16 protein-coding genes, 1 tRNA gene and 1 pseudogene are annotated in these 21,544 nt (G+C 66.1%); 5 read left to right on the forward strand and 13 right to left on the reverse strand.

What is annotated here, in order from left to right; translation table 11 throughout:
* Window positions 1–74: 74 nt before the first annotated feature.
* The 6 genes from HBO46_RS05015 to HBO46_RS05040 all read right to left on the reverse strand — a co-directional run bounded on the left by HBO46_RS05015 (window position 75) and on the right by HBO46_RS05040 (window position 8,029).
* On the reverse strand, window positions 75–359 hold the full coding sequence (locus HBO46_RS05015; RefSeq protein WP_224769380.1) for an RtcB family protein: 285 nt from the start codon (window positions 357–359) through the stop codon (window positions 75–77).
* A gap of 433 nt (window positions 360–792) precedes the next feature.
* On the reverse strand, window positions 793–1,674 hold the full coding sequence (locus HBO46_RS05020) for a hypothetical protein (RefSeq protein WP_166140079.1): 882 nt from the start codon (window positions 1,672–1,674) through the stop codon (window positions 793–795).
* A 1,054-nt stretch (window positions 1,675–2,728) separates the two neighbouring features.
* Entirely contained in the window at window positions 2,729–3,016 is a 288-nt protein-coding gene (locus HBO46_RS05025) for a hypothetical protein (RefSeq protein WP_166140078.1), read from the reverse strand.
* 230 nt (window positions 3,017–3,246) lie between these two features.
* Window positions 3,247–5,802 carry a tyrosine-type recombinase/integrase gene (locus HBO46_RS05030; protein WP_166140077.1) on the reverse strand — a complete coding sequence of 852 codons (2,556 nt, stop codon included), beginning with the start codon at window positions 5,800–5,802 and terminating at the stop codon, window positions 3,247–3,249.
* Window positions 5,799–6,938 carry a tyrosine-type recombinase/integrase gene (locus tag HBO46_RS05035; RefSeq protein ID WP_166140076.1) on the reverse strand — a complete coding sequence of 380 codons (1,140 nt, stop codon included), beginning with the start codon at window positions 6,936–6,938 and terminating at the stop codon, window positions 5,799–5,801. Before HBO46_RS05035 ends, HBO46_RS05030 begins: the two co-directional genes overlap by 4 nt.
* 194 nt (window positions 6,939–7,132) lie before the next feature.
* Window positions 7,133–8,029, reverse strand: a complete 897-nt coding sequence (locus tag HBO46_RS05040; RefSeq protein WP_166140075.1) for an RtcB family protein — start codon at window positions 8,027–8,029, stop codon at window positions 7,133–7,135.
* A 737-nt stretch (window positions 8,030–8,766) separates the two neighbouring features.
* Here HBO46_RS05040 and HBO46_RS05045 point away from each other — a divergent pair.
* Complete coding sequence (locus HBO46_RS05045) at window positions 8,767–9,195, forward strand: DivIVA domain-containing protein (RefSeq protein WP_166140074.1); 429 nt, start codon at window positions 8,767–8,769, stop codon at window positions 9,193–9,195.
* Between the two features lie 217 nt (window positions 9,196–9,412).
* Here HBO46_RS05045 and HBO46_RS05050 read toward each other — a convergent pair whose 3' ends face one another.
* The gene (locus HBO46_RS05050; RefSeq protein WP_166140073.1) at window positions 9,413–10,831 is read right to left on the reverse strand and encodes a hypothetical protein; all 1,419 of its coding nucleotides are present in this window, start codon (window positions 10,829–10,831) and stop codon (window positions 9,413–9,415) included.
* A 379-nt stretch (window positions 10,832–11,210) separates the two neighbouring features.
* Window positions 11,211–12,364, reverse strand: a pseudogene (locus tag HBO46_RS05055) (IS3 family transposase).
* Between HBO46_RS05055 and HBO46_RS05060 the strand changes: the two are divergent.
* A complete protein-coding gene (locus HBO46_RS05060) occupies window positions 12,346–13,065 on the forward strand; it encodes a hypothetical protein (RefSeq protein WP_166140072.1) in 720 nt (239 codons plus the stop codon). The pseudogene HBO46_RS05055 and the gene HBO46_RS05060 overlap by 19 nt on opposite strands.
* A 48-nt stretch (window positions 13,066–13,113) precedes the next feature.
* Here the strand turns inward: HBO46_RS05060 and HBO46_RS05065 are convergent, their stop codons facing one another.
* The 3 genes from HBO46_RS05065 to HBO46_RS05075 all read right to left on the reverse strand — a co-directional run bounded on the left by HBO46_RS05065 (window position 13,114) and on the right by HBO46_RS05075 (window position 15,622).
* Window positions 13,114–13,653, reverse strand: coding sequence for a YaeQ family protein (locus tag HBO46_RS05065; protein ID WP_166140071.1), 540 nt, complete (start codon window positions 13,651–13,653; stop codon window positions 13,114–13,116).
* An 81-nt stretch (window positions 13,654–13,734) separates the two neighbouring features.
* On the reverse strand, window positions 13,735–14,715 hold the full coding sequence (locus HBO46_RS20905) for a tyrosine-type recombinase/integrase (RefSeq protein WP_166140070.1): 981 nt from the start codon (window positions 14,713–14,715) through the stop codon (window positions 13,735–13,737).
* A 172-nt stretch (window positions 14,716–14,887) separates the two neighbouring features.
* On the reverse strand, window positions 14,888–15,622 hold the full coding sequence (locus HBO46_RS05075; protein ID WP_166140069.1) for a hypothetical protein: 735 nt from the start codon (window positions 15,620–15,622) through the stop codon (window positions 14,888–14,890).
* Between the two features lie 374 nt (window positions 15,623–15,996).
* Between HBO46_RS05075 and HBO46_RS05080 the strand changes: the two genes are divergently transcribed.
* Window positions 15,997–17,283 carry an IS110 family RNA-guided transposase gene (locus HBO46_RS05080; protein ID WP_224769381.1) on the forward strand — a complete coding sequence of 429 codons (1,287 nt, stop codon included), beginning with the start codon at window positions 15,997–15,999 and terminating at the stop codon, window positions 17,281–17,283.
* A gap of 47 nt (window positions 17,284–17,330) precedes the next feature.
* Window positions 17,331–18,506, forward strand: a complete 1,176-nt coding sequence (locus HBO46_RS05085; RefSeq protein ID WP_166140068.1) for a 5'-methylthioadenosine/S-adenosylhomocysteine nucleosidase — start codon at window positions 17,331–17,333, stop codon at window positions 18,504–18,506.
* Between the two features lie 193 nt (window positions 18,507–18,699).
* Here HBO46_RS05085 and HBO46_RS05090 read toward each other — a convergent pair whose 3' ends face one another.
* Window positions 18,700–19,623 carry a hypothetical protein gene (locus tag HBO46_RS05090; protein ID WP_166140067.1) on the reverse strand — a complete coding sequence of 308 codons (924 nt, stop codon included), beginning with the start codon at window positions 19,621–19,623 and terminating at the stop codon, window positions 18,700–18,702.
* A 1,217-nt stretch (window positions 19,624–20,840) separates the two neighbouring features.
* On the opposite strand from HBO46_RS05090, the gene HBO46_RS05095 reads away from it, so the two are divergent.
* Window positions 20,841–20,914: transfer RNA gene (locus HBO46_RS05095), tRNA-Arg, on the forward strand.
* Window positions 20,915–21,046: 132 nt separating this feature from the next.
* On the opposite strand, the gene HBO46_RS05100 is transcribed toward HBO46_RS05095, so the two are convergent.
* Complete coding sequence (locus HBO46_RS05100; RefSeq protein WP_166140066.1) at window positions 21,047–21,511, reverse strand: hypothetical protein; 465 nt, start codon at window positions 21,509–21,511, stop codon at window positions 21,047–21,049.
* Between the last annotated feature and the right edge of the window lie 33 nt (window positions 21,512–21,544).

Raw genomic sequence — 21,544 nt, forward strand, 5'->3', positions numbered from 1 at the left:
AGGAGACCCGGTGTGCTTTTCACCCGCCATGACCCGCGAAGAACGGGGTACCTGCGGGGTTTCGCCTGGGCGGGTCAGTCGCCCTTGACGTTGACGATCTGGCGGAGGGTGTGGCGGATCTCGACGAGGTCGGCGGCGTCCTCCATCACGACGTCGATGTCCTTGTAGGCGGCGGGGATCTCGTCGAGGAACGCGTCGGTGGCGCGGTACTCGATGCCGGTCATCGCCTCGCGCAGCTGGTCGCGGGTGAACTTCTTCCGCGCGGCGGTGCGGGAGAGCTCGCGGCCGGCGCCGTGCGGGGCGGAGCACAGCGCGAGGCGGTTGCCCTTGCCCTGCACGACGTAGGACCGGGTGCCCATGGTTTCGTAGGGGTCATCCTCGTGCGCGTTCGCGCTGACCTGGGCAAAGGCCAATGGGTCCTGTGCGGTGCAAGGCACTGCACGAGAGTCAGGCTTCGCATCGCGGGGGACGCCGTTGAAGTGGGGTCGCGGCAGATCCGGGGCACCGAGGGCCCGCCAGTACTCGCGCCGGCCGGAAGCTCCCCCCGGGGCTCTTGGGCTCGGGCACCGGCTCCATTCATCCGGCGACCCGTGACGCTACGGTCACCTGGGCGCCCGCGCGCCCGCCCGTCGCGCGCACTCCCGGCCGGCTGGGCGCTCATGCGTTCCTGGAATGCGATCCAGACCGCGATGCCCGTATCGCCTCACGTTCCAATGGCCGGGAGCCATTGCTGAACGGCTTCGCCCTACTGTCTGACCTCCCGATGCGGCCCGCTGGTGGCCGATGGCGCGATCACCGCCCGGGTTCCTCATCCAAGCGCCTTAGCATGTTGCTGAGCACGATGACCGCGTCCGCCATCACCCCCGCGTCCCGCCGCGTCGGCGCGCCCCTGTGCTTCACCGCTTGGGCCAACTCGATCGCGGCCCGGGCGTACTTCCGCATCTCGGCCTCACCTGGCCCGGAGAGACGGTCCTGGACATAGCGCTCCAGCCTCAACTTGGTCTTGTCGACGGGCGGCTCCTGCTCCCCATCGGGCGTGTGCCGCGCGTGGTCGTAGACCTGCCGCGAAAGCGCCTCTAGGACGTGGACACAGTCATTGCCGACGGCCCTGTAGTCCTGTGGGGTGCGGGCGCTCCGAAAGTGCCGCCGGAGCTCGCCCAGCTCGGCATCCACTGCCGGCCAGCCGAGGGCCTTCAGCGGGCTCGCCGCCTCCACGAGTGTGGAGTCCAAGGCCCGCTCCTGGGCAGCCATGAGGCCTGCGTAGGGCTCATCGAAGAGTTCCGCGAGCAGGCTCCGTCGCGCCTGCCACCCACCCGCTCCGGACGCGCCTTTCCTTATCCACCACGACTTCCACGCGGTGTGGTCCCGGAATGGCAATTTGAAGGCCTGCCCCGCCCGCTCCGTAGTCTTCTCCAGCGCCCGGACGGCCATTCTCATCTCGTCGTTCGTGAGGCGACCTGACCCAGAACCTTCGGTCCCCGAATGCTGGAAGTCGTCGCGGACGAGGTCCATAAGAGCGAGCCCGGCATCCAGGTCGGACACGCCTGCCTCTGGCCCAGCGATCAGCGCCGAGAGACGGCCCGCATCCAGCTCATCAACCACCCGACTCCCACCGCCCCAGGGATCCGGGTCGGGCGTGGTCACCAGCCAGAAGTCTGCCGCGCTGATCGTCACGGCGAGAACCTTATGCGGACCGTCCGCGCAGAGGGCGCCCCCCTATGCGATTGAGGTGTGATAGCGCAGCGTCTCCGTGGCCGTGGATGCGCACGGAACGCGGCAGAAGCGTGCGTGTGCGCTACGGAGCGCGAACAGCGAGTTCAACAGCGCGGATGATGGCTGACGAGTCGACGTCCAGCCTGATGCGGAAACCCTCAGCACACCCACGCCGGGGTTCGAGCGTGATGTAGATGGACTCTTCCTCTACGTCCCCAGGCCCGTTCTGGCTCAGGTTGCACAGAGGTACGGCACGAGGCGACGCGAGGAACTCGACTCCGTCGTTCTGACTGTTGGCGATGCTGTTGCTAATCACGAAGAGTGCAGACGTGGTGCCCTCCCCGTCAGACATGAACCATGCCGAGGGTTCGCGCGCGTCGCTGTGCTGAAGAGTGCCACGCGCATCGTTCACGCGCAGCAGCAGGGGCGACGCGAACGGCACCTCGGCTCCCGTAGACGCCCTCGGATTCGCAGCGAACGCGAGGAAGGCCCTCACCGCCTCCTGCGTTGCGGGAGGCATGTCAGGTGCCAGTCTGAGGGAGAAGGGGACTGGCTTCGGCTGTTTGTGGTCCTGCCGGTCAGACGCGTTGGCAGGACTAGGCGTCGTCCCTTGCCGAGCCGGGGCACCTGAGTCATTCGGACTACACGCCCCGAGCACGACCGCTGCGGCGCAAACCCACGGCAGCATGCGTCGCAACTGCATCAGCGTCTCCATTCGTGTCGGCTGACAGTGTGACGCCCAGAAGGCCGAATCGGTTGTCAGACGAAGACGCGGCGGCCCGTCCGCTCATCGGCATGAGCGGACGTTTCGAGGCAGGAGTTATCACACCTCAATCGCATAGGGGGGAGGGCGCTGTTATGTGGCAATTCTTCTCGGGCGGACGGGGTCGACCACCCCAGCGGCTACGCCAGAACGGGCTAGTGGGCGAGAGGTAAGTGCCATTCGAGGGCGGACCTCGTCAGCAGATCCGGACGACTAGATACCAGCGACCTCATTGGGATACGAACAGGTACGTCAGTCGACGGGGTGCATCAGTTGTCGCGCCAAATCTCGGTTAGTCTCGCGCATCGCCTCGCGCTCAGCCTCCGTCTGCGCCAGAGTGCGCCTCAGCTCGCTCACGGCGACCTCCAGTTCGGCGATCCGCTGTCGGGCTGCGAGGAGATCGGGGTCGTTCTCAGCGAGTTGGTGCTTGGTGACTCCTGCCCGGCGCAACTGGTTCTCCAAGGCGGCGACTCGGGCTTCCAGATCAGCCTCGCGCTGGCGAGCCAAGGCCAGATCGGTGCGCAGGCTCTCGGTGCTCACCAAGTTGACGGTCGCTTGGGGCATTGCTCCTGTGGGCTGCTGCGCCGCCTCAACGAGTGCGGCTAGGTCACGGTGGCGCGTCAAGAAGTTCCGGTGGACACCCGCTGCCCGTGCGACCGATGACTGCGTGATGAGCTGCCGGTTCCGCCGCAGGTCTTCTAGTGCGCTGAGGACCCTCTGGCGGCGCGCATTGCTGTCGGCCTTGCGGGCTGCCCGAAGATCTTCGGCTGTCACTCGTTCTCCTCAGTCACGACGCTCCCGACAATGTCCATCGCCTCCCGCAGGAGAGCATCCGGCCCAAGGAGCGCGTCCTGTCCGGTGGTGTGCGAGCGGAGCGTGACGGCGACAGTCTGTCGCTGTGCCGCTCGCGCCTTAACAAGTTCCGTCGACGCGGCGTCGATCGCCGTACGCAGTTCGGGTGAAGCTGCTTCGAGCATCGTTTCCTGCTCCTCGATCAGGCGGCGCACCTCGGCGACCTCGTTGTCCGATGGGCGGGCGCGCTCCCGTGCCCAGTCGGTTCCGCCACTGAACGCGTCGATACGTGCTTGCTGTGCGAGCAGATCGGTCAGGTGGCGGCGAAGGTCGGGCAGGTAGGAAGGGTCCGTGCTGAAGTGGTCGCAGCCCGCGCACTGCCAACGCATCGGGCATGCGTGGCCTTCCGCTGCCACGTTGCTGGGCTCGCTGCATCCGCCGAAGGGGACGGCGACAACGCCCACGTTGCGGCGCAGGCTCTCGGCAAGATCCAGTCCGCCCCAGCGCAATGTGCCCCTCTCGTCCAGGACGAGGGAGCCCATCATGTCGGTGGCCTCGCGTTGGCGGGCGCGGCTGACCTTGAAGTAGGACATCGTGGTCTGGATCTGCTCATGTCCCATCAGTTCCTTGAGAACGTCCGGGTGCACGCCAGCGTCGGCCCGCCGCTGCGCGTACGTGTGGCGGAAGGCGTACGGGAAGACCAGGGAGCGGTCGAAGTCGATGGGCTGCCCGTCGAGCCCAAGTCCGCCCGTCGTCAGCGATGGCAGGGCATCGACCCACCGCCGCACGTATGTCTTAACCGTGTCGGACGCGATCGGTGTGTACCCGTGCGGGTTCATCGTCTCGCGGGGGAACAGGGCCAGCCGGCTGGGATCCGCGTGCGGATACAACCCTCGGGCGAAGGTCTCCTGCTCCCTCACCAACCGCGCGACGAGCGCCGTCACAGGCAAGCGCCTCTCGTCGATGCCGCCGCTGGTTTTGAACTCGGTGTAAGTCAGGACCGGGCCACCTGCTGCGCCCTCATCGACGCAGCCTGGTCGCAGCTCGCAGATCTCGGTGGGGCGTCGGCCAGTCTCGGCGAGTAGCAGCACGAAGCGTGGTGCGTCCTCGCGCCAGACTGATGCGAGGAGGTCTCGTGATTCCTGGCTCAGTAACTGTTGTACGACCGCTGCTGGGAGCGACTTGCCGATCTCGTCGTCGCCACGAGATGCCTTCGGGCGCGCGGGAACCATGTCGTTGGTGATGTTGAAACTGGGAGCCAGCCTGGGCAAGAGGCCAGCGTCGCGGGCCCACCTGATCACTAGGCGGTTGCGCGCCAGGACGAAGTGGCGACGCTTTTCGGTCCAGGGCTTGTTGGCTGGTCCGTCGCCCGTCAGTACCCCCTGGCTCACCAGGGTGAGCAGGTACGTGCCGAACGCCAACGCGTGGTCGCGCCCGAGTAGTTGGGGCGAGCGGCCTCCGTCTGGTGCGTGTGCTTCGAGGTAGTTGGACAGCACTGCCACTGCCCGGACGGTCCTCCTGATCGCCTCGAAGTCGCGGTAGGAGTTGACCGTCCCCCAGCCCCACTCTTGGACGGCAGTGCGCAGCCACGGCAGTCGGACTTCCGTCCAATCCACTTCGCCACGCTTGCCGAAAACGCTCCCCGGCCACAGGTCAGCGGTCTTGAACTCATCGGGGCTGCAGCTGGTCACCTTGGCTGTCCGCACGAGTTGCTCGGCGATGTTGCGCTTGTTGGCACGCCAGGCCGTCGGGAGGTCGCTCTCCTCGACGTCTCGCAGGTCTGGGACCTGTACCTCGCGCAGCCAATTGACAACGGGTTGCAGCACGTCTAGCCGGGTCTGAACGCCTCGACGACTGCGGATCAGGACGCCGTAGAGGACCTGTTCAACGACGAGGTCGCTCAGGCCCCGAAGGACGCAGATGCGGGCGTCAGAGGGAGCGCTCGGAGCCTGCTTGAGCCATGCGTCGTGATCGGACTGGGCGCGGCGTGCGCGACGCCATGCCGCCATGTGGGCACGGCACAGGAGTGACGTCGGGTCCGCGGCCGCGCGAACGCAGGCCGCCACCCTGCACTCCCCGAGCCGGGTCAGAGGCTCGGCTGTCGCGATCAGCGTGATCAGGTCCATCGAACCCGCGCTGAAGGCCGTCGCGTGGGTCGAGCACAGGTCGTGGGATCGCGCTGGACGCTGGCATCGCGCGCTGTCCTCACCTACTCGGCACAGACGGTCGGCGTCGGTCGACCGATCGCGTGCGACGGGTGCTGCGCGGAAGACGTCGAGGTCGGGTTTGCCGGCACGTCGCCACTGCCCACGACAGCCATCACAGAGCGTCTCGGTGGCCTGCGCGGAGCCCCAGGCGGGCCTCCTGCATGCCTCGACCGTGCAAGCCTTCCAGCCCAGCAGCGGATGGTCAGGGCTCGGCCTTAGTTCGCGCGAGGTGGCATCCCAGCCAAGCTCCGCCAGCCACTCGGACAGCGCTTCGTCTGTGTTGCCATCGTCGCCCTGAATGAGGATCAGTTCTGCGCTTAGGGTCATGAGTCGAGGGCTCCGTCCTCAAGGAGGTCGGCGATGGAGGACTGCTCGACGGCGTCGCGCAGTCGCTGCTCATCTGGATGCAGGTACACCTGTGTTGTGGTGACCCAGGCGTGGCCCATCAACTCGGCGACCACGTCCACGCTCGCGGTCTCGATCGCGCTGCTGCCGAAGGTGTGGCGAAGGCTGTGGGGATTCACCTTGTAGCCGACCTTCGTCGACAGCCGCTCCAGCAACTCGTTCACGGCGTGGGCTTTCATGGGCTCGCCGAGTGGCTCCTGATAGAGATTCACGAACACGTAGTCGCATGAGGTCGCATGAGGGACTCGGTCACGCTCTTGGCGATACAGGCTGTAGACCTGGGTGACAGTTCGGGGCACTGGCACGATGCGGGCAACGCCACCCTTGACGACTGCTCCGTTCGTACTCTCCCGCGGCGTCACGTGGACATGTGCGCCCTTGAAGGCGCACCCGAGGCTGAGTGAGTCCGGAAGCAGGTGCATGTCGGACAGGCGCAAGCCGATCGCTTCGCCTCTTCGGAGTCCTGCGCACGTCATGACCAGGATCAGGAGGAAGTCACGGAGGTTGCCGGTTGCCTCGAGGAGGGAGCGGACGACTGTGATCGGCACGGCGGCGGGCATGGGTCGCTTCTTGCGACGTTTCTTGAGTCGGTGCCGGCGCCCGGACAGGATCAACAGCCCGTCGTGGGACCGCCCGACCTCGAACAGGCGAGTGAGGATCTCGAACGGGACGACGCCCTGCGAGGCAAGGTGTCGGAACATCTCGCACACGACCATGCAGATTCGGTCGACCACTGGGTCCGACCGCACGGGTGGGCTGCCGGGGCCAGCGAGTGCCTGGCGTGAGCGTCGTTGTTCTTCGGGGCCAGGAGTGGTCCGCAGCCAGATCTGGAATGGCGTGATGTCCGGGTCGTCCCATTGGCGCTTGGTTCGGTCGCACCACGTGAAGTAGAGCGCGAGGTCGCTCGCGTAGCGGTGGCAGGTGCCTTCGGCAAGACGGCGGGAGAACGCCAGGAACTGGAGGTAGGTGTCGGCTGGTTCGACCTTGTCGTAGTGATCGTCGATGACGCTCCAGTACGGACCCACGAGGGCCTCGAACTTGAACTGGCGATGCGCCATAGGTCTGAGTGAACCGTCCCGACACTAGGTGCTCGCCGTTCCGGCGGACTCTGTCCCTGCGTCGTCCTGGACGCTAGACCTAGGGGCTCACCTGTATCGCTAGCGACACGCTGTGCGGTGCACCCCTGTTGCTCTTGCACCGCATACTTCCTGCGCAGCCTGTGTGAAGTGCACATGGTGCAGGTTGAGCACCCCTACGAAACCATGGAGCCGGGGATCAGCCCCCACTCGCCCTCGCGCGCCGAGATCGCGCCCTTGCGCGACAGCCACACGTCCTTGCCGAAGTGGTTCTCGCGCAGGGTGTAGTTGTGGTGACAGTTCACCTCCTGCTCGCGCACGACCGGCGAGCCGATCCAGTCCTCGAAGCAGGTGGCGACGCGGTCCATCATCTCGGCGCGGTTCTCGTAGGCGAACCGCTGTGCCCATGCGAGCTCGGTGACGTAGCGGTCGAACTCGGCGGTGGCCTCGACCAGGTAGGCGAGGTCGCGGTCGGGGAGCGTGACGGAGTGGCGGGCGCAGTAGTCCTGAGCGACCTTGATGTGGTGCTGGGCGATCTTGTTGCCCACGCCGCGTGACCCGGAGTGCAGGAACAGCCAGACCCGGTCGTCCTCGTCCAGGGACACTTCGATGAAGTGGTTGCCCGAGCCGAGGGTGCCCAGCTGCAGCTCCCAGTTGGCGGCGTACGTGCCGGGGTCGAACCCGAGCTCCTCGGCTTGGGCGGTGAGCGTGTCGAGGCGCTCGCGGGTGTGCTCGCGGGTCACCGCGCGGTTGTACTTGCCGGCCGACAGCGGCACCGCGGCCTCGATCGACTCGCGCAGCGTACGCCGTTCGCCCGGCAGGTGGCCGGCGGCGTACTGGGTGCGGACCGCGATCATGCCGCAGCCGATGTCGACACCGACCGCGGCCGGGATGATCGCGCCGAGGGTCGGGATGACCGACCCGACGGTGGCGCCCTTGCCGAGGTGCGCGTCGGGCATCAGCGCGAGGTGCGGATGGATGAACGGCATCTCGCTGGTGGTCTGCGCCTGAGCGCGGGTGTTGTCCTCGAGGATCGACGCCCAGTTCATGAAGCGCTTGGTGATCTGTTCCATGGTGCTCCGGTTCTCCGTTTCGGGTCCGGGCAAGCAGCGCGTCAGCAGCGCGGAGTGTCCTTCAGGCGGAAGATGGCTCCCAGACCGATCCCGTCGCCCTCGCCGGCACCCGCCTCGAGTCGGTCCCCAGAGCGCACCACGAGTGACTTGTACCCCGAGACCCTGCCGGCGCCGGCCCGGACCATCGCGCTGGCGGTGTTGCCGTTCCGGATCCGAAAGATCGCCCCGGTGTGGGCGTGCTTACCGCCTCGGTTGTTGACACGGACTCGCAGCTGGAACCTCTGTCCCTCCACGTGGACCTTGCACGCCTGGACCGTCGCGCCGTGGAACATGAGCTGGGTGCCCCACGCTGCGTTCGCGGCTGGAGCAGTCGACACGAGCAGGGTGCCGGTGACCACGGCGGCGCTGGCGAGGCTGACGAGACGACCGCCGCCGCGGACTCGGCGGGAGGAAGGGGAAGGCGGGTTCATGGACCAGCATCTTTCCCCATGTCGCCAACCGCAAAGCAACCGATGCGCCTGGCGCGGTCGCACCCGCGGTCCGTCATCGCTTCTGGCCGGCTGGTGGCGGCCGCTGACCTGAGCAACTGGATCGCGGCTGCTCGGTTGAGCTGCCCTCTCAGGGGTAGATGGAGCCTGCCTTCTCGTACGTAACGCGAAGGCAGGTACGACAAACGGACCTGACACCACGCTCCCGGGCCGCTCAGCGCAGTTCGGGCCGAACCGGAGAGTGCTTCCTTGGACTCGGACTTCACCTCCCACGAACGTCTCGCCGACGAGACGCTCGCTACTCGCATACGCGCGGCCAAGTTCACCCCCGTCCGCCTGCGCGACGGTTACCGCCAACGAGACGTCGACGACTTCCTGGACCAGCTCGTCACCGACCTGGAGTCGCCCTCCCCGCAGCTGGGAACCGCGAGCATCGAGGCTGCCCGATTCACGGTCGTTCGCATGGAGGAGGGGTACGCGAAGGACGAGGTCGACGCACTCCTGGACCAGGCAGCCACCCACCTGACCCTCCATGGGCGCCGCGACGGCCTGCTGGAGCAGCAGCCGGTCAGCACCCCGGCGAGAGAGAGGAGCAGCCGTGCCAGGAGTCAGTGGCTCACGCTCATGCTGATCGCCGCGCTACTCGTAGGGATGCTGGTATCAGCGCTCGCGCGCTGACCCAACGGTCTGCTCGCCCTCGTGGGTGACAGGCGGCGTGTCGCGCCGTCGCCGTGAAGTGCGTCAATTACGACAAGTGCCTTCTCGGGGACGCTGCCGCGATGGCGTCACATTCCGGAGGCCCCACTTGAAACCGGGGAAACCGCCAGAACGCGCAGGGCCTGACCCCTGGGGTGAGGTCAGGCCCTGGGCTGTGGGGACGTGGGTGGTGAGTGGCTCAGCTCCGGGCAGGTGGCTGGGTCGAGGTGTCGGTTGCGTCGGCGGCCGACTGCTGCGGGGTGCCCGCGGCGGGCTGCTGGTCGCCCGGCTGGGTCTGCATGGTCTTGGCGAGCGAACGCGCCTGGGTGGAGAGCTGCTTGAGGTCCAAGGCGCCGGTCGCAGCGGAGATCGCGAGCGCTGCCAAGAACGCGAAGGTGAGCAGCAGGAACGTCGCGGCGACACCGGAGAGTCCTACGTACAGGGACCCGTCGAGCTCACCGCTGCCCCAGTAGAGCCCACCAAGGTCGACCGGGTCCTCATCGGTGTCCATGTTCACGTCCACGCCGGCGTGAACTGCGCTCAGGCGCACCAGCAGCGGGATGAAGAGCAGGAAGGAGCCCACCCAGACAAGCTGGTTGCGCAGCACCTGATCGCGCGAGCGGGAGGCCCGTGCGACGAGGAACGCGCCGACGAGCAGCCACAGCGGCATGACACCGACGGCGATCCACAGGCCGGGCTCGTCACCCTCGCCGGTGAAGAAGGTGAGGCGGTGCATCTCGCTGAACCGATCGATCCCCGACTCGCCAGAGCCGGTGTAAGTCCCGACGCCGTTCGCTCCGGCCGAGACGCCGGCACCAAGGCCGATGAGGCCGAAGCCGAGGTTGGCCAAGTAGGCGATTCCGAGACCGATCAGGGTCATCCACTCGTCGGAGTCCATCTCAGAGGTGTCGTTGCCGTCACCGAACAGCAGCAGGACGGCCACGCACAGGGCGCCCGCGATCGGGAGCAGCAGAAGCATGCGGGTGAACCCGGCCAGCGGTGCGGCGACCCAGTCGTGCACGAGCTGCAGCTTCGGGTGGAGCCAGTCGCGACGCATGAGGCAGGCGATGGCCAGCACGAAGGAGACCATGACCATCGGCATGAACAGCGCTCCGGCGACCGAGGCGCCGAAGCCGACGAGGAAGTCGCTGTCGTCGGCCTCGAGGTCGCTGAGGCCTGCTCCGAGGGCGTCATTGTCCCCGCGGAAGATCGCCGCGACGAGTGCTGCCCCGGCACCGGTGATGAGGGCGGTCCGTGCAGCGTCACCAGCGGCGACGACCGCGTTGGTGTACTGCGCGGTGATGCGGCGGAACAGGTACACGGCCACACCGAGGGCTACCAAGGTGATCGTCAGCGGGAAGGCGCCGACAAACCCGAGAGCGTCCAGATCCAGGTCGCCGTGGGGGGAGATGAGGAGGTCGGCACCGAACGCTGCGGTCATCAGCGTCGCGGTGAGCGTGAGTGTGTTGTCGAGGCCGAAGCCTTCGGGCTTGATGAGCAGCGCCAGGATCAACGAGAGGACCCCGGACGCCGCGAGGGTCGCCGCGGCGACAACGCCAGCACCGACCCAGTTCCCGACGAGGAGACGGCCCAGGAACTTCTGGGCATCGAACGTCACCGGGGGCTCACCTGCAGAGGTGGGCGGCGCCTGCGTCACCTGCGGCGCGACGGCCGGCGGAGGCGGGGGTGGGGTGACTTGGGTGGTGGTCGGGGAAGCGGTCGCGGCTGCCGGGGCGAAGGTGGCGCCGCAGTTGCTGCAGCCCGCCGCCCCGTCAGCCAGCTGGTGGCCGCAGTTGCTGCAGAAGTTCACTTGTTTGTGGTCCTTTGCCTCACGGGAATGCCTCCGGGACCGTACGCACAAACCCGGGCGATTACCGGCGAACGCCCACTTAGGTGCCACTTCGACAGGTTCGGTTCGGCCGCTGGGGACTGCTGAAGGTTCGGTTGTCACCTGTGACCTGCCCCACGTCTTGGTTTCCACTCGTCGTGATGAGTTCTCAGGCGGAAACGGTGTCTGCGGGTGAGGCTAGCTCGTACTCGATCGGTGTCTTGTAGCCCAGCGCGGAGTGGCGTCGTTGGCGGTTGTGGAAGATCTCGATGTACTCGAAGATCGCGTTCGCCAATTCGACCCGGGTCTTCCACTTGCGGCGGTTCAAGAGTTCGATCTGCATCGAGGACCAGAAGCTTTCCATCATGGCGTTGTCCAGGCCGTCGCCGACGGTGCCGAACGATGGCAGCAGGCCTGCGCTGCGTATCCGGTCCCCGAACGCCCACGAGGTGAACTGCACTCCGTGGTCGGCATGGACGATGCCGCCTGGGTCGGGTTGGCGGTTGCGGATGGCCATGTCCAGGGCGTTGACGACGAGGGTGGCGTCCTGGCGAGAATCGATGGACCAGCCCACGATCCGTCGGCTGTAGGCATCCAGGACCGCGGCACAGAAGACCTTCCCTTCACGCCTGGGGTGTTCAGTGATGTCGGTGACCCAGAGCTCGTTCGGTCGCAGCCGGTGGAACTTGCGATTGACCAAGTCACCTGAGGTCGCGACGCCCTTGAGACGCTTCACCCGTGCCGGGCCTGGCAGGCCGTAGATCCCCGCCTGCGTCATCAGCACCGACACCAACCGCGAGCTCACCTGGACGTCCATCGCCATCGTGAGTTCGGCGTGGACACGGCGGTACCCGTAGGTGCCCCGCGACGCGACGTGCACCTCTCGGATCAGCCCGGTCAGCCATTGGCGGCGCATCTGAGTTGCCGACAACGGTCGGCGCTTGTAGCGGTAATAGCCCTGGCGTGAGACCCCGAGGACTCGACAAGCGACATCAACGGGCATCCCGGCGCCGGCCAAGCGGTCGATCACCGGGTGAACCCTTTTGGGTGGGGCTTGTCCTGGTCCAGGAACTTCGCCGCCTGCCGGACGATGGCGAGCTCGGTCTCGAGCTCCCGGATGCGACGCCGGGCGGCCCGGAGTTCGGCGGACTCGCTGGTGCTGATTCCGGGGCGTTCTCCGCGGTCGATCTGGTCTTGACGAACCCAGTTGTGCAGGCAGCCGGCGCTGATGCCCAACTCGTAGGCGGTCTGCTTCACCTGTTTGCCGGAACGGATCAGCGCGACAGCACGTGCGCGGAACTCGGGTGGGTAGGGACGAGGCACGGTCGGAGCCTTTCAATCAGGCCCTCGACTCATCACTGAATCTGGAAACCAGGCTGTGGGGCAGGTCAAACTGTCACCAGTTCGTGCAGCAGACCCGTTCGGCCACCACGTCTGAAAGGTATTCTGTGAAGCGTAGTAGCTGCCTCGCCATAGTTTCGGTCTTCGCGCTGGCCCTGACCGCGTGTTCCTCCGACGAGGAAGAGCCCGCCGCGGGGGCGTGCCAGAGTGGACGGGACACGGCCGTCGAAGCAGTCAGCGCTCTCCTGCAAGCAGCCGTGGCACAAGACGTCGACTTGGCCTGCGAAGTCACTGCGAAGATGTCTGACGAGGACCTTGGGTCCAACCTGGCCGAGATCGCAGCCTTCGTCCAAGAGGTCGGCGGCCTCGACGTAGTTTCGTCGAAGGAGCTTCCCGCCGGGCAGATGGGCCGCGGGCACTTCGTTGAGGTAGGCGTCGCCGACTCTCTCCGCACAGTGCAGTTCATGGTCATCGACGAATCTGGCCGGTTCCTGGTCGACGTGCCCAGCTCCGACTCGTCGACCGACGAACCGACGACGGCACCAAGCCCGGACGAAACCAACTCGAGCGGGCCGGCTGGGGTCTGCGACGGGAGGTGTCGGAGTTCCCGCTCATCGGGACGAGCGAAGGTTCTGGCGGCGCCCACAGGCGGCGGAGTGGGCGTGGCCTGCTGGCACCGATGAAGTGCTGCTCGGCAACAGCGGGGCCGATAGCGAGGCGAGCCCGCGCCACTAACTGATCGGATGATCGTGGACCGCCGACGAAAGGTGCACGCCATTTAGTTCGAGGTAGAGCTGCCGCTCGGTAACAGTGAGCGTGAGCGCGTTGCGGCGCTCGATCGCGTCCACGGCGGAATCGATGAACCCGGGATCAAAGTTGTGCAGGACGATCTCGCTTGCGCGATGTATTTTCGCGCCCGCCCACTGCGCCAGCACCCTGGTGTGGTCGCGGTGCGTGTAGATGGTCGTGCGCTCAGCAGCCTTGCTGCCCGCGTGAAGGCGCGCGGCGTCCGGCGCCCCAACCTCGATCCAGGCCAGCAGCCTCCCGCTTAGGTCGCGCACGAGCACCGCCGGGTCGGCGGCCGCCGAGATCCCCTCGCTGAACGCGATGCCCTCTTCGTATTCGAGGCAGTAGGCGAGCACACGCGTCAGGAGGTACGCCTCGGTTTCCGACGGATGCCGCGCCGCCCGAACCGTGAACTGCTCGTAGACGCCCCGATCCATGTCGGCCAGCTCGATCTCGAACGTGTGCATCGTCGCGCCGGCTGCCATGGGGCAATGCTGGCCTACATCGCGTCCTGAAGTCGAATGGCCTGAATCGCCGGAGGGGAAACGAGGAAACGTCGCGACGTGTCAGCGACAAGGCCTTGTCTTCCCTCGGAAAGCGGCGCATATCCTTCTGGGCGCACGGGACGCAGGACGTTCACACTCCAGCCACGTAAGCGGTGAGGAAGTGGACGCCGTGTCGGTCGAGGTTTCCGCGGGCGCGGTCGTAGTGCTCGGTCGTGCGCGGGTCGGCGTGGCGCGCCAGGATTTGCGCGTCGCGCAGCGGGACGCCGGCGTCGAGAGCGTTGGTGATGGCGGCGTGACGCAGCGAGTGCGGGCTGATGTGCCGAGGAATCCCCGCGACCTTGGCGACCGCACAACCATCCGGTAGACGTCTCGGCGGTCGATCGGCTTTCCCGTGGTCGGTCTCAGGACGAGCGGCCCGTCGGATCGCTGTCCTCGGCAGGCCTCAAGGACACGCAGCACTGGGATCGTGATCGGCATGGTGGCGGGCTTGTTGCCCTTGCCGACCAGGTGCAGGACTCGGTGTCCCCGCAGCGTTTCCGCGTAGTCCTCGATGCGTACCGCGGCTGCTTCGGATGCGCGCAGGGCGTTGATGCCGAGGAGGAATGCGAGCGCTCCGTGGTGCACCGTGAGGGTCTGGGCGACCTGGAGGAAGCGGATGAGTTCGAGTCGGTCGAGTCCCTGGGTGCGGGACTCGTCGTGTTGGACCTTGGGAAGGCGTGCGTAGACGGCCGGGTCGGCAGTGATCAGACCGTCGATGTGTGCGAACCGGAAGAAGCTGCGGACGCCGTGCATCATCGTGACGATGGAGGAGTCCATCAGGCCGGTTTCGCCGAGTTGGTGGATGTACAGCTCGACGTGGGCACGCTGGATACCGAGGAGTGGATCCAGTCCGTGGTTCTCGCACCAGGTGAACCAGCGCCCAAGCTGGTAGGCGTAGAGCTTGTGCGTGCGTCCCGAGTAGCGGGCGAGGTAGGAGACGGCTGCGAGCTGGGCCGTGGTCAAGGTGGTGGGCCGGAACGGGAAGACGGTCGAGTCGGACATGGAACGCTCCGTACGGCGGCTGGCTTGGCTCAGCCCGCCCGCCGCCAACGCGCCGAGCTCCTGGGTCCGCGACCCTAGTCCGGCGTCTGCGTAGCGCGCGTCCGCAGAGCGGCGGATTGACGCGACGTCCCGTTCACCGGCGGACTACAGATTGAGGTAGTTCCCGAGATCCTTAAACGGTTCCGATGTCCTGACGTGCAGCCTGTCTGTACGCGTCCCGCACCTCGTAGACGGTTGCCATTCGGGCCTCGGCCTTCTTCACATCCTCATCCCGCTTGTCCGGATCGTCTTCATTCATGTCGAAAGACATCACCATCGCCCAGACCCCGCGAAGCCGCCCGACGGCGGCTTCAGCTGCTTCGGCGGCTGACGTCGATGCGAGCAGGTGCACCACAGCCAACTGCTTCTCTACTAGCTCGTGGGCCTCGGCTGCCGCGTCTTGAAAGGGCTTCCGGTCCTCCTTGCTGTACCCCAGCAAGCGAGCCAAGCCAGCCTTGCTGGTGGCAGCGCGAAAAGCGTCCATCGCAAGCGAGAAGGCCTCAAGGAGATACGCGTGCGCTTCCTTTCGCTCATCCCGCCAACGCTCGGTCAACGCGTCAGCACGCTCCTGCTCGCGCCGGTGCGTTTCAGCCTCGCGATCCTGGGTGCGCTCGTGGCGGTCGTCGCTCCGCACTCGTTCCTCGCGCCTCCCAGTCAGCCATCCCTGTACGACGAGTGCGGATGTGGTGATGACGGCGACCCAGATCGTGTCTGGTAGGTCGCCGAGATTGGGCCAGCCAAGGCCACCCTTCAATGCGAGAGTGCCCCCGACGCCGATGATCCCTCCGGCCAGTACACCGAGGATGGCTCCACGAGTGTCTCGCCTCGCAGGGAGGTGCTGAGGGTCGCCATCGGGGTCCTGGGTCATGCCGCGGAGGATACTGGCGCCGCCCGACTGTTGGCCGTGACGTTTGGAGATATCTGGGTGATCGTCCGCGACGCCTGCGGTTCCCGAGGACTGACAACACCGGCTCGGTGACGCGGACCTCCGCGGCCGGAGGCGGCGGGCCCTGGGCGGCTACTAGACGATTCCCGTAGGACCGGCGTCCGGCCAGACTCGGTCCAGGTGATCGGCGGGCAGCTCTCTATGCGGCTGCCCACCGGCTGTTCTGGTGTGGCTCGCTATCGGTCTGCGGCCCGCCGGTCACCGTGACGAGGCGTGGCTCAAGAAGGGACTGCCCTGCTCGTAGTAGCAATGCCCACCTCGCCGTCCACATCGGATCGAAGAGGCGGGAGCAGCACATGAGTCAGAAGGTCGAGCAGGTCATCATCGGGGTGGATCCCCACAAGTTGTCGGTCACGATCGAGGTCGTCGGTCAGCGCGAGCAGATGCTCGGATCAGGTCGGTTCACCACGGACCGAGCCGGCTACGCCGCGATGCGGTCCTACGCCAGGAAGTGGCCGGACCGGGTCTGGGCGGTCGAAGGCAGCAACGGCGCCGGGCGACCGCTCGCGCAACGACTCCTCGAAGACGGCGAGTACGTGGTCGACGTGCCCGCGAAACCCGCCGCCCGAGTGCGACTGTTCGACACCGGGCACAACCGCAAGACCGACGCCCACGACGCGCACGCGGTCGCGGCCGTCGCAGTGCGCACCACGACCCTGCGGGTGCTGCAGCACGACGGTGAACTCGAGGCACTGCGAATGCTCACCGACCGCCGTGAAGCACTCACCCGGCGGCGGGTCCAGACCGTCGACCGGCTCCAGGCACTGCTCGCTGAACTCCTGCCAGGGCAGGCGAAACGCGACCTCACCACGGGTCAGGCCAAAACGATGCTGGCCAGCGTGAGGCCGCGCGACATCGCCGGGAAGACCCGCCGACGCATCGCCTCCGAGGAACTTGCCGAACTCGTCTCGGTCGAGGCCAAGATCAAGAAGGCCACCGCCGAACTGAAGTCGATCGTCTTGGCCCGAGGCTCCCGGCTGATGGACCTTCATGGTGTTGGCCCCGTCGTGGCAGCCCGTGTCCTGGCCGACGTCGGTGACGTGACCCGCTTCGCCGACCGCAACCGCTTCGCGTCCTGGACGGGCACCGCACCCCTCGACGCCTCCTCTGGTGAGCAGAACCGACACCGTCTCTCACGTGCCGGGAACCGGCGGATGAACCACATGATCCACATCGCCGCGATCAGCCAGATCCGGCTCGACACCGACGGCCGCGCCTACTACCGACGCAAGCGAGCCGAGGGCAAGAAGCCCCTCGAGGCGATCCGCTGCCTCAAGCGCAGGATCTCAGATGCGATCTACCGCCAACTCCTCGAGGACGCTCAACGCGCCGCCGTCGAGGACGTTGGCACGGGTCCGGGAGGGCACTGCAGGGCGTCTCAAAATCCAGCGCGGTCGACCTTCCCCTGCTCATCGACACTTCGGATCAGCCACTTCCCGGACCCGCGGACAAGACGCTACGCCGGACCGGTTGGCAACAGAAGGGAGCCGGTAAGACGCCGGCGTGGGATGCTCGTATGGGCCGGCACCCGCTGCGTGTGGAAGCCCGATGTTCCCTCCCAGAGGAAGCCCCTGCGAGCGTAAGCTGAGATCCCCATACATCCTCGCCAGAGTACGAGATAATCCGCAACATGGCGTTAAGAGGATCCCGCGGTCGCGTACCTACCCGAGATGTCGACCTCAAGGGGCTGTTGCTCGAGGTCGCGGAGATCTTGGACATCGAGAACCTGACAGCCTACCTATTCGGCTCTCGGAAGGACCGGACAGGAAGTGTGCGCTCGGACATCGACATCCTGCTCGTATCCGAACGAAGGCTTACCCAAGAGCAGGCGGAGCAGATCTGGCGCTTGGAGCCGTACCTAGATATCTTCGTGGCCCGCAACGGTGTCGCGCGGAGTCTGGTGAATGAGTCTGAGCTGACCGCACCCAACAATTCCGAGCTCGTGAGCGTCTTAGGCGCGGCCCCCCTCTTTGTTGATGGTGACTGGCAAACCAGCGCTGATGAGCTCTCCGAGCAGTGCCTCCTGGCTCAACGCAATCCTGCTGCGAGCACGGCGCCGCTGTACGAGCTGTACGACGCCGTGCCGGCCGAACGAGCTGACGTGCTCGTCGTTACCGCTCTAACCGAGGAGTACGAGGCTGTCCTCCAAGAACTTGAGTACGGCAACGGGCCGGCCCCGTCCGTCCGCGCCACCGTTAAGGACCAAGACGGCGAAGAGTGGCTCGTCAGGGTCGTGAATATGGATGAGATGGGATCAGTCGGGTCCGCGCTCAAGACCCGCGACGCCATCCTTCGTACGAAAGCGTTCCACGTCGTCCTCGTTGGCATCTGCGCGGGCGTTCCTGGAGAGGTCGAGTTGCAAGACGTCGTCATTCCAAAGACCGTCATCTACTACGAGTCAGCCAAGATCTCCTCGACGGGGGAACGACGTGGCGACCATTCACGTGAGTGTGACCCTGAGATAGTTCGACGGGCCGCCTCCCACGCCGTGGAGTTGTCGGACGCTGGGATCACGCTGAAGGCGGACAATCGGGTGATGGCATGCGGGGAGAAGGTTGTCGCCAACGAGGATTTTCGCATGGGGCTGCAGGAGCGGCACCGGAAGCTTGCGGCGATTGACATGGAGTCGTATGGCGTTGTGCGAGCAGCGGAGTCCGCAGGGCGGCACGCCACCGTGATCAAGGCCGTCTGCGACATGGCCGACGAGGAGAAGGGGGACAAGCACCATCAGGAAGCGGCGGTCGCTGCAGCCAGAGTGTTCGCCCACCTACTACGTAGCGGGGTCTTCAAGGACACGAGGCCCTAGCGCTGTCGCGGGGGAGTGACGCTACGAGGAGGCTCTACCGCTCACCGATTAGTCAGAAAGTGTTCGTGAAGGAATCCATCCTCCGGAGCAGTTCCATGCGAGCACGAGCTCGATCTTCAGAGGGCGCATCATCGATCTCGCGAGGAGGATCGGCACTTGGGCGATAAGCGATCTGTTTCACTGCGGTACGGTGCTACTTGGGCTTGTCCTCGCGAGTCGTCACCTGCGGCACGGAGACACTAGCAATACAGACGTTGATGAGGCGACCGTCTACTCGATAACTCAGCAACGGCCATCCACTGACGCCGCTCTCCGTCGGAGGGGCGACGAACCCTTTCGCCTCCGACGCCCACGTGACCACCCGTTCATGGGCTGCAGCGAACCGCTTGTGCTCACAGAGGGTTAGCAGTACGGCTGAGGTGGTGTGTGCGTTCGCGTACCGGAATATCTGGTCTTCCAGTGCCGACAAGATTGACGCGCGGCCACGTACCCACTTGGACTCGCAGATGAAGACCTTGGCGGGCCCTGATCCAGCAGAGAGTGCGTCTGCTTCGATATAGATGTCCGTGCGGCCGCTCTTCGAATACACCTCGCGGCCGGCGCGTGAGACCGTGGTGTTCAGGGTTGCCGCGAGGAGGTCGCTGATCGAGTCCTCGTCGAGGTGGCTAAAACCGCGTGGGTTCTGCTCGATCGAGTTGGCCCAGACGCGGATACTGCCCAGGACGTCTGTAAAGGACTTCGGGCTCAGCCGGTAATGAGCCGACATCTCAAGTTCGATGGAATCCTCGGCGGGGGCGCCGTCGCTTGAGAGAGGCTCCTCCTCCAGCGTGGGTGGCTCGGACGACCACTGTTCCGGCAGTTCCAGGCTTCGCACGAGTGCTGCACGGTCTGCGAGCACGCTGGCGCGGTCTTCGACTAGGTTCCCGATCTGGGCGGGCAATTCCTCGTCGAAGAAGTGGTCCACCTGAGCGCTGATCGCTGCCACGATCGATCGCAGTCGGTCATCGCGCTGTCCGATGAGTTCCCGGAGTGATCCGTCTCGCGCGAACGCACGCTCCTCCTCTCTCGTGAGATCGACGTACGTGTACAGCGCCCACGGCCCGCTCTCGTTGACCATATTGAGCTGCCACGTCGACTTGAGCCCCAGTATTCGGCAACGTCCTGTTCAGAGGCGCGGGAGAGGTTCTCGTGGCCACCCGATGCGTTCCATAAGCTCGGCGTCGACTGTGTCGGGCACGGGATCGACGGCGTCAGGCCAGTATCTGAGCGCTTCGGGGTCGCCCTCGACCTCGCGGCGAAAGTAAAATCTCGTCGTCGCGATGCTCGTGCTTTCGCTGATCTTCCGCCAACTCGCCGTTGGCCTCGTCGACGCGCCCTTGTTGGAGAGGGCCAAGCCTCGGTGTCACTGGTCGGAATCCTGCGATCAGAGCAATCAGATCGTGGCCACGAAACCGTTCAAGTTGCTCGGTTGTGCCGACGGTGCGGACCCGTTCCACCAAGGCGCGGACACCGGGCAGGCCATGTAGGTGGGAGGAGAGTGGACGGTTCGCCCGTACGAATGACGTGAAGAGGCCAGGATCTGACACAGGCGCGAGGCTACCTCCACGCCCGAGTCCTCCCATCACACTTGCCGCATGTCCTCCTGCCTAGTCGAAAAAGCAGCGCCGTCCATCCGCAGGTTCGTGGGTAGACCCGCGGACGGATGGAAGCGGAACTGGCTCTCACTGAGGCAGGTGCCTCATTCTGGGCGGAAGGTCCGTGAGTCTCGATCGGCGTGTCGACCGTAGTTGCCGCGGGTTTCCAACTTGCCCAAGGGAAACGGCCGAAACCTGTCGCGTGCTGGCCGCCCAGGCTGGGTGCGTCGGCGGTCTGTCTTCGGTGGATGGTTTGCCTCGTCGCCCTTTGGGTCGGCGCTCTCCGACAACGGGGCACCGACTCGGTTGCCGACTGGTCCTGCCGCTCGGTAGAACGCGACGCCGCGCCCGGGGTTGTCCGAACTGACGAAGCAGCCCACTCGTGTGGTGACGCTCCGCCGCTCCGGTCGGCTCTCGCATGGCGGGAGCGGAGCAGGGAGGGAGCCGCGCCGACGTCGACTCTGCGATTGCTCAAACCGCACAGCGCACGAAGCTTCGGCGCGGCAAAGGTCTACCTCGCTCTCGAGAGTGGCACTTTGCGGGTCGTGTCGATGCCACGCAGTGAGCGACGAGAGCAAGCAGGGCCGGAACTCAAAGCCCGACCTGCAGTTGAGGCATACTGTCCCACGGGTCGGCGACAGAGGGCTGAATCACACAGGTGTTGTCCCGAGGTTAATCCCGACTGTAGTTCTGACCCCCCGCCTCCGTAGCTCAGCTGGATAGAGCAGCGGCCTTCTAATCCGCCGGTCGCAGGTTCGAATCCTGCCGGGGGCACGGTTGCTCAGTGGTCAGCGCACGGCCACGTGGACGAGAGATGGGGCAGCGCCTCAGACACGGCTCCCAGGCCAGGCACAGACCATCTGGGGGACCCGAGGACCGCTGGCCGCGCGGGCTGCGTGTCCGCGCTCAGGCCTTCTCGACGGAGACGACCAGCCGGCCGGGGCCCTGGCCGGCGGCGGCCGCGTCGGCATGCACTGCCTGGCTCACGGTGACGACGTAGGCCCCGATGGTTCCCTCGCCGGTGCACACGGTGTAAGTGCCGGTGGTGGTGGCGTCCGGCTGGCAGGTGCCGCTCAGCGTCCAGTCCTCGGCGCCCGCGTCGGCACCGAGCCGCTCGAGCTGGGCGGCGCTCAACAATGCGGCGGACTCATAGCGGCGGTGGACGCTGGGGCACGGCACCGAAGCACCGATGCACATCAGCCGGGGAGGCTCGATGATCTCCTCAGCGAGCGTCCACTCCGGGGCAGGGGTGAACCTGTCGGCGGCGCCGGTGATCTCCGCGGTCGAGCCTGCACGGAGCAGGAGCCAGGCGAGCGCCCCGAGCACGACCACCAACGTCAGGCCGAGCGTCACCAGCGGCCGTGAGCTCACGATTTCACCTCTCGATTCAGGCCGGAGACGACT

Source organism: Nocardioides ochotonae, from assembly GCF_011420305.2.
Lineage (GTDB): Bacteria > Actinomycetota > Actinomycetes > Propionibacteriales > Nocardioidaceae > Nocardioides > Nocardioides ochotonae.